We start from the raw sequence: 12,381 nt of genomic DNA, 5'->3' as shown, positions 1-12,381 counted from the left end.
CCTCTCCTCTCTTATGGTTTCCGCGCCCAAACAGCCACCCCGCCACAGCCAGTGCCGTAGTGTTCCCATTCGGCGGTCAGCGCCGCCAATGTTTCCTGGACTTTCTCCAAGGGAACCTGGTTAACGCTGGCCAGAACAGGGGCCACGCTCTGTAGGGAGGCAAGTAGATCTTTGCGAAAGAGCGGAGCGCCGTGATGCTTGCCAGCCAGGGGGGCTATGAAGTGACGCACGACAGGATCGAGGTCCAGCGCTCGCAGCCAGTCTGGCAAGAGCAGGGGCGCTTCCATTCGCAGGCCCTTTCTCCCGGCCAGCGCCTCAAACCAGGCGCGAACCTGTGCATGCAACGGTCCCTCCTTGACTACCTCGCCGGTCGCTTCGACAAATTCAAGCCACCCGCCGGAACGGGTGACGCGCAACAGATCAGCGAGCACACCCGGCCAGGCAGTGACGGGAATAGCTGCCACCAGCAGTCGCTGATGGATATAATCAAAAGAATGCTCTGGGAACGGCAGGCCATTGAGCAAATCAGCCTTGATGGCCTGGCACGTTACCGGGAGAGGCCGCAGGAGCGAGAGATCTCTGTCGAGGGCGATGATGCGGGCTGTAGGCCAGCGACGAGCGACCTCGCGGACCCAGATGCCGGTACCTGTACCGACGTCGAGGATCTGGCGAGGGTTTTGAACAGGAGCCAGAAAGTGGGTGCCGAGCAATTGGCGCAGGGCAAAATGTTGCAGCTCCAGGCGATTCTGCTCATCCCGCGTACGTGGGAGGACATAGGTTTCCTCAACGCCTGGAACAGTAATGCCGGATACGCGGGACGAGCCGCCAAATAAGCGGCCAAGCCAGTTTATCATGGCTGCTTCACCTCCCTACCGCAGAGGACAGGCGGGGGGCTAGGCGTGTGTGTTGCAGGCCGCCGGGAAGCAGTATGGTTATTGTGCTGCTTAATCTGTCCGTCCACCGGGTTTATCTGTGACGAGCGGTCGTCTGCTCTCAGTGGCAATGGCTGCAGTGATGTGGCCATAAGCGCTCTCCTTTCTTTCAGACCGTTGATCTCCAGCAACGAAGAATGGTGCCAGCACAAGCTGCCATGCTTGCGCCGCAGGAAGCAGGTCAAGATGGGCCAGCGCAGTTTCGATGCTGTCCCACGCCTCCCGCACCACTTCCTCGGCTTGCGCCAGCGCTTCGCTATGTTCAATTTGTTCCAGTCTGTTGAGGGCCTCCCGGAGTAAGGCTCCGGCAGCATACTCGTCCTGATAGCATGTGCTAAGAGTACCGACCAGAGCCTCTTGTATGCTGATCTGCGAGCCAGAGCAGCTGAACTCTGATAGTAATGACATCGCCATATCTCTCTCTGTAACAGAGTCAATCAGAGTATCTGCTAACCCGATGTATGTTTTCTCGAAGATTTCTGAAAGGTTTCTCAAAGCAAATGGATGAAGCGGCGGTATGCGCTCCAGGTAACAGCGCCCTGTGGCAGTGAGGAGAAGTATGCAGAGGCTGATTGAGTGCCAACAAGCGATAACTGTGCTGGTGGGAAATTGTTCAGCGTAGGCCAGAACAGGCAGAGGGCCGGCTCTTGTGGTCTACAACGGGGGGCGCGGCATGACACAGCATATCAGTCGTGCCGAGCTGCCCTTGCTACAGGTCTGACTCGAGTGCACGTGCCTGGCCATGTCGCGCCTTGCGCTTCCTCAGATGTTCCTAGTTGTAAAGAGGTCCTTCATCTCCTTGATCGGTCGCTCGGCAGACCAGGGATGTCCAGTTCGCACCTGCTGGTAGATCGCTCTGGCCTCCCTGCGCAGGCTAACGCTCCCTAGGCGGTTGGCGAGGTGTATACTCTCCTCCAGAAATGCGCTGAAAGCATACAGATCCTGCTGTATGAGGGCTGTTCTGGCCATATCCAGATTAATTTCAGCCAGCAAGCGAGGCGGGATGACGGCTTTCACGCGAGATGATTGCTCGAAGACTTTCCGGGCCTGGGAGGTATATGGACGACCCCGCTCAGCAAGATGAAGGTGCACGCGCCCTGTCCACATGATCACATTGTCCTCCTCAAAGCGGAAGTCCGGCAACGGCTCGCCATCTGCTTTTCTGGAGAAGAGATCCTGCGCCTGCCCGACCAGTCGCAGGGCTGTTTGTGGCTGACCGAGGCGGGCCTCCACTGCCGCCTGGAGAAACAGTGTGCCACTTCGCAGTAATGGCGTTGCGCGATCGAGAAGCGCCAGTGCGGGTTGCAGGTGAACCCGCATCTGCTCAATCTGGCCGCCATAGTAATAGGCCAGGGCCAGATCGCGCAACGCCATTACCTGCACGCCAGGGTCACCGCTGAGAGCGGCCAACCGCACGGCCTCCAGGCTTAAGCGGAGTTTGGCCTGCGAATCACCCCGGTGGGTCTCTATACAACCTGCCATGCGTTTCCCCTCAGCAGCAAGGCGGGCAGCGGCTGGCCGATATGAAGAACTGCCAGTGTATGCCAGTTGCTCCAATACTGGCAGGTAGCAAGAGAGAGCCGCATGAGCCTTGTCCAGACCATCGCTATTCATAAGATGGTTGCAGGCTGCATTAGCCGCCGCGCATAGCGGCAGAAACTCTTCCGCCGGTGGAAGTGCGCGGCTGGTCAGCGCCGCCAAAGGCAGGGCCGCGATCGCGGCCAGTGCCTGCCGCCGAGATAGGTGATGTTGACTATTGGATAAAGGCATCTCTAATTCCTCCTGCAGCCGCTGCCGTACACCGGTCCAGCTTTCCTCATCGCCCGCACGCTGTACGACTAACGCCAGGCAGACGTGGCTGCCAACGGTAGGCAGTTCAGCTACCGCCACCGCTGTGGGGTTCGCCAGCGACCGCGAGATCGGCACCGCCAATGCATATTTACATCGTAGCATATGGTCAGACTGTTCCACCAGCCCAAGCTGTTTCCAAGGGACAATCTTGATCCCTTCCTCCTCCGCCCTCCGAGCTATCCTCTGATAACATTTCCTCGCTTCCCGCTCGCCACCCTCCTCCATCAACAGTCTGAGCCACTCCCGCAGACTTTCTTCATCCCCAGGGTCCCCTTCCACCAGCATCCGGTACTGTTCCCTTGCCTGCCACCACTTCCCCTGCTGCATGTAAGCCTGTGCGAGCCAGCGCCCACTTTGCCGTTTCATGTTCTCAACCTCTGCGCGAAGCGCGTGTACCCATGTCCCATCCTCCTCTCCCAGCAGCTCGCCTCTTCCCAGAATCTCTTGCGCCTCCTCCAGCAGTGGCACCACCTCCTCTACGATAAGCGGTTCTCTTCTCCTCACCTGGCGCATGATATCTCGCACAGCATCCAGGTCGGTCCAAATCTGCTCCTGTCCTGCCAGGGCGTATCCGCCATCCAAGGATTTGAGCATGTCTTTCCCGATGACACTGCGGAGCCGGTTCACCGCAGTATAGATGCGCTGACTGCTCTCTCCCCAGAGATCATCCTCCAAAATGCTGCGGGCCAAACGCCTGCCACGCGTGACCAGGAGCCGTACAAAGACCTTGCGTGCTGCGCGATCGTAGTGCCATTCCTTGCGGCTCACCTCTCGCCAGTCAATCCCCTCGCGTTTCCAGACCTGGAATGCCCCAAAGAGCCAGACCTGTATCCGCAGTTGCGCTGAAGAAAACCGATCCAGTTCCATCATTCCCCCCTTTTCCGAAGGGCACCATTAGTTCTCTTGGGGACTAACGATCTCAAGAAATATGCCTCTTCATCATTATATCCGAGCTGATGATTTTCCTCAAGAAACAGGCGGCAGAGGTCCCCGGCTATATGGTATAGTAATCAAGAGAGAACGGGTGAGACAGAAAGGGTAAACCTATGCCACTAGAACCCACCTCCATTCGCAAACGTGCTGTCATTTATTGCCGGGTCAGCACCGACAAACAGGAACAGGATGGCGAGAGCCTAGACTATCAGGAAGCAAAATGCCGCCAATATGCTGCCCTGCACGGTATCGATGTGATCCTGGTATTAAAGGAGACAAAGAGCGGCTTTATCCATTATTCCATGCGTGAGAAATTAACATTGGCGCGGCAGATGATCCGAGATGGCCTCGCCGATATGATCATTGTCTGGGACTTGCGCCGCTTCTCCCGCAATTTTGTCCATTCCGCAATGATTTTTGAGGAAGTTGAGAGCGTAGGCGCTCAGATTGTGAGCGTCAGCGAGAATATCGACAATAGTCTTACTGGCAAGCTCATTCGTTCCATCCTAGCTTGGAGCGCGGAAAGCGAGCGCGAGAAGATTGTGGAATACGCGAACCGACACTGGCAGACGCGATTGGAGCAGAATCTCCCAGTTGCAACAGGTCGAGCGCCTTATGGATGGGCATGGGAAGATGATAAAAAGACAAAATATGTTATTGACAAAGAGAAAGCTGCTTTGCGCGTGGCGCTTTTCAGAATGTTTATAGATGAGGATATGAGCTTACGCTCTATTGCTCACAAGCTCACAGAAGATGGCATAGCACCGCCTGCCAACGGGCGGTATGCGAAAGGGAAGCCCGTCTGGAGGGCTTCCACGGTACGCAAACTGCTTACCGACCCAGAGAATATAGGCATTTTGCGCATCTGTAAAACTACTTCAGTCATGACGGATAAAGGAACGAAAACCAGAAAGCCGAACCCAAATATGAAAACCATTCCAGGGGGTATCCCGGCGATTGTGGCGGTGGATGTCTATGAGCTGGCCCAGATAAAGCTCAAAAATAATCGGAGCGATAAAAGCCATCCTCACCGGAATCCAGAAGATTTTCTTCTTAAAGGACATATCTATTGTAAAACCTGCCAATATCGCATGCATGGGCGTTATGTATCAAGAGTTATGAAAACAACGAAAGAAACTCATCTCTATCCTTTTTACTGCTGTATAAATGACGGAAATAAATATGTTGCCTGCCCTGAACGCCCCCTTATCCGATCCGATAGAGTTGACCAGCTCGTCTGGGAAGAGTGCTGCCGTGTGTTTGAGCGGCTGGAGTCGATACAGGCAACGATAGAGTTCAATGTAGAGAGGGCGCTTCAGAATATTCTGGAAGACACGCAAGGAAAAGTGCTTATAGAGCAATTGAAAGAAGAAATACAGTTTGCGAAGAAGGAATGCGATAAACATCCGGAGGGTAGTTACTACTACAATCTCATTGCCGGTGATATACGTGCTAAGGAAGCGCAGCTTGCGCGCTATGAAGAGGAATACCAAAGCTCCATCAACATAGTGAGATTGTCGAGCATTTATCAGCAAAGCACGATAGGCTTCCTGAGTTTCCTGACCTCCATGCGGGGTAGGTACGAGGAGGCGACATTCGCAGAAAAACGCAATGCGCTGGATATACTTGGTGTTCGGGTCTATGTCCACTCAGGCAGGCAAGTCCATAAACCAGTTATCGAGACCGATCAGGAATGGCTCACCATTAAAAAGGCAGCCAGACTCGCCGGAATACCAGTAAGGACATTACGGATAAACATAGAGAGGGGCAAACTCGCTACATGCATCCGAACTGTCCCGATGACAGTTATTCACCGGGATGAGCTTGCTAGCTACCTAGAAAACCTTCCAGTTCGCGGCGGAAAGCGGCGAACTGTGAATCTCGACCAGTATCAGGAAGAATGGTTTACCGTGAATAAGCTTGCTAAACTGAGAATAATATCACACGGTTCAATGACGACGGCTATTAGAAGGGGGAAGGTAAAGGCGCAGACGCGAGACATCTCTTTACCCTTCATCCACCGGGACGAACTGAACCGTTTCCTGGAAGAGTCCTGCCCGCGCTCAAGAAGCGAGATGGAAAATATCGAACCGAGGGTAGAAGTGCAGTACTCGCCCATTTTTACAGGTTTACAGCCGTCAGAAAGATAATGCTCGGGCAGCTGTGCGCCAACAGCGATCATCAGCTTGAGGGCCCGCCCGTCCTCGGCAGCCTCGTTGGCATTGATCTCCGGCTTGATGGCTGACCAGGTCTCGGCCTCGTTGTGGATGATCACGCTGCCCGGTTCTGGCGGATAGCTATACTCCATCTTTTTGCGCTCAATGGTCTTGCGATCGGCCCCCTGCAGACGGACATCCCACAAGAAAGCCCCTTTGTACTTGTTGATGCGCACGCGATCGGTCAGCCAGTCCTTGTAGCGACGCAGCCAGGGCAAGAGAGTGGCCAGGTCGCTTTTGCCGCGTTTAGCGCTGGAGACCTTATTGATGGTAAACTGAACAACCTCCTCACCAGCCTTGAGCCACTGACCCTCAAGAGCGGCAGCAGAGGGAGAGAATGCCGGCTGAGCGCTGGTTGAGCGAGCGCTGCTCTGGCTAGCGTCGCTCGGGAGACTGGCAGAGGGACCGATGGGACGGCGATGGAAGCGCAAGGGCTTTTCGATGTCGTCGGGATCGGTCTCGACTTGATCGATGAGCGAGGGGTCGATCTGGCGAATGGTGACGCGCCCGTCGTAGGGGTTGACGAAGAAACGGATGAACTGTTCGCCGTAGAGAGCCAGCTCGGTACAAAGGGAGTACACCCGCGTCTCCATGTGGTTCTCGGGATCGTGCCAGAATTCAAGCAGGACGCGCTGTACCCGCGGGTCGCGGGCGGCAATCGTGACGCCTTTTCCCATGACAAAGCTGGTGGTGATTTCGATGATGGCAAAGGCCAGAGGATTGGCATTGTAGGCTTCATAACACTGGTTGTGAAGTTCGAGGTAGGTCGAGGGAATAGGGTCTTTTTGATACCAGTTATCCGAAAGACGGCGCCAGAAGTAATCTTCCTCCCCTCCCGTGGCGAGCCGCCCCCAGTACCAGTCTTCTTGTGTGGGGCTGGAGGCGAAGGTGGTGGGATTGAGCTGCTCGCTGATGCGGTCAAGAGTCGGGACCTCTCCCGCGATGGCCTCACCAGCAGCGGAGTGGCGGTTTGCAGCAGCACGTTTCTTGGGAAGCCAGCCAGGGAGAGAGAAGCGCGGTGACATGCGGAACCTCCTCGTAGGCAGCGATGAGGGATAACAGGCACCTGCCGGCGTAAGAGGGCAGAGCGCCTTGCTCCTCCAGAGGCAGATGGGGAGATGCGACACGGCCAGGGGACACGAGTACGACGGTCGCCCGAGCCGTGCGCAGTAGGCGAGGATGTGGCAGGTGGCAAACTGCCAGCTAAGCCAAGTATAGAGTATGGCAAGCAACCTGTCAAGGAGAGAGGGGCAAGTAGTGAAATAGCCAGCTACGAACAGGCTTGACTTCTCTCGAAGCCTCAGTTATACTTGTGACTTGGTAAGCTTTTCCAGCTTGCCACCGCACGATGCAACCACGAAACGGCCTCCGGCGTGCCCCTTCACGTCCCGGCAAGGCAGCGGTGAGTGTGCCCTCTCGCGCCCACCCATGATCTGTCCTTTCTTGATTGTGCCTGCAAAGCGGCGCTCACCCCATCTTCGCGGCTGCATCGCTGACTTCTTCTTCTGACTGTGTGCTGGAGCCTCTCCGCTCTGGCCTGGCGGAGCAGCGCCCGACCCGCTCATTCACTCATCCTCTCTGCTGTGGTCCCGTCTATCCAACCCAACCCGGCGAGGAAGGAGGTCCTCCATGACCGAAGACCAACTCCCCATTTTTCGTCTCCCTTCGCTCGCGCCAGATCCACCTGGCCTGCCTGCGCTGACGCTTCCTGATCCAGAGCAGCCTGATCCGCCCGCGCTCCTTTTCGGGCCGTCGGCATCCGTCCCTCTGGATCTGCCCCCCACCGAGCGGCCCGATCCACCACTGCCCACCCTGCTGGAGCCTCTGCTCCCGCCCAACCTCCTGCGCTTTCCCCCTGGCGAGCATGCTGTGGGCCAGGCAGAGGTAGCTCCAACCCTGGGCGAAACACCGGCCACGCTGGCCCCAGAGAGCGCAACCCACATCCAGCGCAGCGTTGATGCCCAGGCACTCCCCCCGACGCTCGACTACAATGAGACGCGCACTACCCAGGACGGCATGACCCACCGCCTGCGCCATCTGGCACCGCTGCTGCTAGCGCTGAGCGATAGGTTAAGCTCCTGGGCAGGGCAGGAGGTTCCCCGTGATCGCTGAGCAACCCTTCCCCCCCGATCTCGGCGACCGAAACTGTGCCAGCACAGAGTCGGTTGCCGGCGCCGGCTCCGTTCAGCCCCAGGAGCACATTCGCATCGAAGGTTTTATTCGTGAAGAGCAGATCTTTCCCCAGGATGAGCGCCGCGATGTCCTGGTAACCGTCATTCGCGGCGGTGCCAGCCTCAATGGCTACTACTACAGCGAGGCCATTCTTCAACGCCTCGCCACTCTGCTCGACAACGCTCACGCCTACGTTGACCATGCCCGCAGCGACGGCGAGAGCGCTGCTCGCTCCGTGCGCGACATCGTGGGCTTCTACCGCGCTCCGCACTATGTGCCGCCTACCGCCGGCGAGCAAGGGCGCGTTGACGCCACTCTGCACATCCTCGAATCCGCCGACTGGCTTTGGCGCCTGATTCGCGAAGCCTGCGCTCTGGGCCAGCCGGGCCTGATCGGTCTCTCGATCGACATCTACGGCACCTGGCAGCTACGCGAGAGTCAGGATAGCTCTCGCCCGCTGCGCGAAGTGATCAGCATCAGTGCCCTGAACTCCTGTGACATCGTCACTCGTCCCAGTGCTGGTGGCTCTATCCGCCGCATTCTTCAGGATCGTTATCCGTCCCAAGAGGCCAACACCCCTTCAGGGGCCGCGTCGGCTTCCCCCCAGAGAGGTCACTCTATGAGCGAGAGCATCTCCCCAATCAACACGACCACCCACCAGGCCAGCACCCTTCCAAGCCAGCTCAGCCAGCTTGCTTCTATCCGCGAGCAGGAGCAGGCCACCTCACCCACTTCATCGCTTGAAAGCACCCTGCAAGAGCTGCGCCTTGAGCGCGCCCGCCTCACCCTGGAGCGACGTCTGCAGGAGGTTCACCTGCCCGAGGTCGTCAAGCAACATCTTCGCCACCGCTATGAGGGACGCATCTTCGAGACTGCCGAACTAGAGGAGGCCATCGCCGAGCAACGCCGTATGCTTGCTGAACTGGCCGCCACCGGTCTCGTGCGCGACCACGGTTACGCTCGCCCAGAGATCGGGGAGCAAATTACCGAGGTCGAGAAAATCCAGGCGGCCTTTGATCGCATGTTCGAACTGGAGATTGACACCAGTCGCCTGGGCAACATCCGCGGCTTCACCAGCATCCGTGAAGCCTACGCCCGCGTCACCGGCGACCCAAGCGTCAGCGGCTTCTCTGAGCGTAGCTTGCTTGGCCAGATCCACATCGGGGAGCATGCCCCCCTGACGCGCATCAGCGAGGGCGACACAACCACCGCTTCCTTCAGCTACTTGCTAGGCACCTCTATGAACAAGCGCCTTCTCAAGGACTACCAGGCCTGGCCCGCAGAGTGGCAAAAATTCTGCACTATTGTGCCCATCAAAGACTTCAAGCAACAGACGCGCGTGCGCCTGGGTGCCTTCGGCAGCCTCTCGACGGTGGCCGAAGACAGCGCTTACACCACGCTGAGTCTGACCGATACCGCCGCCACCTACGTTCCTATGAAGCGCGGCAATCTGGTCACCATCTCGCGCGAAACCATCATCAATGACGACCTGATGGCCATTCGCCAGATCCCTACCAAGCTGGCCGTGGCCGCCGCCTACACCCTGGCCGAATTCGTCTACGGCTTCCTCTCGGGCAACCCCACCATCTACGACGGCTCCCCACTCTTCACAGCCGGCAATCCACATAACAACCTCGGCAACGCCGCCCTCTCGACCGCTGCTATGCAGGCCGGGGTCACGGCTATGCGCGAACAGACCAACTTTGCTGGCAAGCGAATCGGACTGCGCCCGCGCTACCTGGTTGTCCCTCCCGAGCTGGAATGGACCGCGATGATCGCCACGCGCTCGGCGGGTATCCCCGGCTCGCCAAACAACGACATTAACCCCATGATGGGCTACGTCACTCCCATTGTCTCGCCCCAGCTCAGCAGCCCAACCCAGTGGTTCCTGGTGGCAGATCCACGCGAAGTCGATACCATTGAAATCGGCTTCGTCGGCGGCCAGGTTAACCCTGTGCTCTTCATTCAGGACCAGCCGCTCTACGGACTAAACTTTACTCAAGACGTCATTTCGTACAAGATCCGCCATGAATACGGTGGCGCCGTCGTCGACTACCGCGGTCTCTATCGTGGCATCTAAGCAGAGAGGAGGCAGGACTCTATGTCAGGCTACCTCAACGGCGATGGCTCGCTGCTGATCGGAGGCGTGAACCCCGCCGGCCTGGGCCAGGCTCTACAAGTCGACGCCCAAGGCAATCTGAAAACGACTGCTACGCTCAACGCCGCTGCCGAGCAGAACGTCAATTTCAACCAGCTGAACGGTGTTGCCCCCCAGGCCGATGGCGCTGGCGCCAATCGGCTTGGGGTCAGCCTCTACGGCAAAAGCAGCGCTCCCGGCGACACCCCTATCCTGCTCGACAGCGCCGGGCGCCAGATCGTTACTGTCAACAGCCTGCCAGCTCTTCCCGCTGGCGGCAATCTCATTGGACAGGTCAGACTGGCCGATGGCAGCGGTAGCAATCTACTGGCCATCGATAGCAATGGGCGTTTGCAGCTGGTGCCCAACCAGGCCATCAACGTCGCCCAGATCGGCGGCACCACGCCAGGACTAGACGGCAGCAACGAACTCCGCGTCTCCAACTACGGCAAGAGCAGCAGCGCAGGTGACACCCCTATCCTGCTCGATAGCGCTGGGCGGACCCAGGTCAACATTGCCCAGTGGAACGGCGCTGCGCCCAGCGTTAGCAATCCAGTCTTCGTACGTCAGCAGTTCAACGAGTGGCTGAGTAATGGCCAGGGCTATAGTGTCACTACCGGTAAGCAGACTAGCACGGCTACAGCAACCACCGGGCTGAGCCTCTTTAACCCTAGCGGTTCCGGCAAGACCCTGCATGTCTTCTCAGCGCGTGTAGCCGAGGCCGCTTCGAGCTGGCACCAGCTCAACCTGACCAGCAGCGACCCAGCCCTGGGTACCATCCTCACACCACTCAACCTCAAGCCCGGCAGCCCCGCCAGTGTGGCCAGTGCCAGCATGAGCAATAGCAATCTCACTCCTGTAGGCAGCCAGCTTGATACGCTGCTGCTCGTCTCCAATACCACCATCGATTTCCTCAGCAACGGCGCCCTGATCATCCTGCCACCAGGTAGCGGCCTCGTCATCTATGTGGCAACAAGCAGCAACAGCTGGGCCGCCGCTCTGAAATGGCTCGAACTTTAGCTAGCGCTGAGCATAAGCGCCGCCACCAACAGTCAACCAATCCCACGCAGGAGAAAGGAGAAACAGAGCCACGCCATGATGGACATCCTCGAATTCGCCTATGGACGCTACAATGGCGGTAGCACAGTACCAGCGGGCAGCTACTTCAACCCGCGCACTATGTGCATTTTCCAGGCGACCAGCGATGCAGTACTCCCCCAAGATGGCATTTTCTGCCGTGTTGATCCCTCGGGTAGCCAGACCTTTGCCAACATTGCCGCGGCCCTTAACGCTCTGCTGGGCACAAGCTACACAGCGGCAAGTTTCCATGCCTGCGGCAGTCCCGACGCGGTACCACAGCCCGGCCAGGGAGCCAATGATGCCTAGCCGCCGTGACCACCTGAATGAGGCGCCAGCTACAGCCCCTTGGCCGCAGAAAGAGGGAAGAAAGACTTGCTATGGGAGTCAGCATCAGACGTGGCATTATCCAGGCCTTCAATCCAGGCACATACCAGGCTGCGGTCTTACTCTTTGAAGCCACTTCCCACATGCTCCAGGGTGTACCGGTGGCCAATAGCCTCGACGGGAGCAGCGGCCTGGTTGGAGCCTTGTGCGCCGTGCTCTTCTTCGACGAACATAATCCCCAGGACGCCGTAGTGATTGCCACCTACGCTAACGGCCTCAGTGGCCTGCCCATGCCACCACCGGGCCGCTTGACGCTGGTGAGCGGTGTGCAGCAGCTCACCAACGTCGCCATCAGCAACGGAGCTACGGCTACCTTCACCCTGGTCGGTGGGAGCAGCGGCATCCCCTTCGGTGCACTGGCCGCCCTGGCTAAGATCTCCTTTAGCGCCAGCAGCCAGCCAGCTCATCTGGATATTGCTCCCCACGGTGGCAATCTGGCCCAGACAGTTACCTGCGGCGACCTGCTCTCTACAACAGCGCGCTGGCAGGGCCAGGCCATCCTGCCGCTCGATAGCAACGGACAGATCGACATCCGGGCCGTAGGGGCAACCTGTACCGTCACACTTGTCACCTGCGGCTATATCAGCTAGCTCGTTTGGGCTTTACTCATCGCGCTACGCCGAGGGAGACCTCATTGCAGTCTTCCTCGCGCGTGGCGCGGGCAGCTCTCCGCTCA

The 12,381-nt window shown here is 58.1% G+C and carries 9 protein-coding genes; 6 read left to right on the top strand and 3 right to left on the bottom strand.

Annotation, left to right across the window (positions count from 1 at the left end):
- Positions 1-11 precede the first annotated feature (11 nt).
- From N688_RS04100 to N688_RS04090, 3 genes are all read right to left on the bottom strand, one after another.
- Positions 12-854 carry a class I SAM-dependent methyltransferase gene (locus N688_RS04100; RefSeq protein WP_052888095.1) on the bottom strand — a complete coding sequence of 281 codons (843 nt, stop codon included), beginning with the start codon at positions 852-854 and terminating at the stop codon, positions 12-14.
- Between the two features lie 90 nt (positions 855-944).
- The gene (locus tag N688_RS04095; RefSeq protein ID WP_052888094.1) at positions 945-1,340 is read right to left on the bottom strand and encodes a hypothetical protein; all 396 of its coding nucleotides are present in this window, start codon (positions 1,338-1,340) and stop codon (positions 945-947) included.
- 354 nt (positions 1,341-1,694) lie between these two features.
- Positions 1,695-3,653 carry an AfsR/SARP family transcriptional regulator gene (locus tag N688_RS04090; RefSeq protein WP_052888093.1) on the bottom strand — a complete coding sequence of 653 codons (1,959 nt, stop codon included), beginning with the start codon at positions 3,651-3,653 and terminating at the stop codon, positions 1,695-1,697.
- Between the two features lie 176 nt (positions 3,654-3,829).
- Between N688_RS04090 and N688_RS22185 the strand changes: the two genes are divergently transcribed.
- The 6 genes from N688_RS22185 (at position 3,830) to N688_RS04055 (ending at position 12,295) form a co-directional block, all read left to right on the top strand.
- On the top strand, positions 3,830-5,866 hold the full coding sequence (locus N688_RS22185) for a recombinase family protein (protein WP_081838493.1): 2,037 nt from the start codon (positions 3,830-3,832) through the stop codon (positions 5,864-5,866).
- Between the two features lie 1,695 nt (positions 5,867-7,561).
- Positions 7,562-8,044, top strand: a complete 483-nt coding sequence (locus N688_RS04075) for a hypothetical protein (protein WP_052888090.1) — start codon at positions 7,562-7,564, stop codon at positions 8,042-8,044.
- Positions 8,034-10,184 carry a phage major capsid protein gene (locus tag N688_RS04070; RefSeq protein ID WP_052888089.1) on the top strand — a complete coding sequence of 717 codons (2,151 nt, stop codon included), beginning with the start codon at positions 8,034-8,036 and terminating at the stop codon, positions 10,182-10,184. Before N688_RS04075 ends, N688_RS04070 begins: the two co-directional genes overlap by 11 nt.
- Positions 10,185-10,205: 21 nt before the next feature.
- On the top strand, positions 10,206-11,261 hold the full coding sequence (locus tag N688_RS04065; RefSeq protein WP_052888088.1) for a hypothetical protein: 1,056 nt from the start codon (positions 10,206-10,208) through the stop codon (positions 11,259-11,261).
- 75 nt (positions 11,262-11,336) lie between these two features.
- A complete protein-coding gene (locus tag N688_RS04060; protein WP_052888087.1) occupies positions 11,337-11,627 on the top strand; it encodes a hypothetical protein in 291 nt (96 codons plus the stop codon).
- A gap of 71 nt (positions 11,628-11,698) precedes the next feature.
- On the top strand, positions 11,699-12,295 hold the full coding sequence (locus tag N688_RS04055; RefSeq protein WP_052888086.1) for a hypothetical protein: 597 nt from the start codon (positions 11,699-11,701) through the stop codon (positions 12,293-12,295).
- The last annotated feature ends 86 nt before the right edge of the window (positions 12,296-12,381 follow it).

It is taken from the genome of Thermogemmatispora carboxidivorans (genome assembly GCF_000702505.1).
Classification (GTDB): domain Bacteria; phylum Chloroflexota; class Ktedonobacteria; order Ktedonobacterales; family Ktedonobacteraceae; genus Thermogemmatispora; species Thermogemmatispora carboxidivorans.
Note: the sequence above shows the minus strand (reverse complement) of the source record. Positions and strands in the feature narration are given on the sequence as shown.

Coding starts and splice junctions, on each gene's coding strand:
- N688_RS04100 (WP_052888095.1), bottom strand. CDS start 854: ATGATAAACTGGCTTGGCCGCTTATTTGGCGGCTCGTCCCGCGTATCC.
- N688_RS04095 (WP_052888094.1), bottom strand. CDS start 1,340: ATGTCATTACTATCAGAGTTCAGCTGCTCTGGCTCGCAGATCAGCATA.
- N688_RS04090 (WP_052888093.1), bottom strand. CDS start 3,653: ATGATGGAACTGGATCGGTTTTCTTCAGCGCAACTGCGGATACAGGTC.
- N688_RS22185 (WP_081838493.1), top strand. CDS start 3,830: ATGCCACTAGAACCCACCTCCATTCGCAAACGTGCTGTCATTTATTGC.
- N688_RS04075 (WP_052888090.1), top strand. CDS start 7,562: ATGACCGAAGACCAACTCCCCATTTTTCGTCTCCCTTCGCTCGCGCCA.
- N688_RS04065 (WP_052888088.1), top strand. CDS start 10,206: ATGTCAGGCTACCTCAACGGCGATGGCTCGCTGCTGATCGGAGGCGTG.
- N688_RS04060 (WP_052888087.1), top strand. CDS start 11,337: ATGATGGACATCCTCGAATTCGCCTATGGACGCTACAATGGCGGTAGC.
- N688_RS04055 (WP_052888086.1), top strand. CDS start 11,699: ATGGGAGTCAGCATCAGACGTGGCATTATCCAGGCCTTCAATCCAGGC.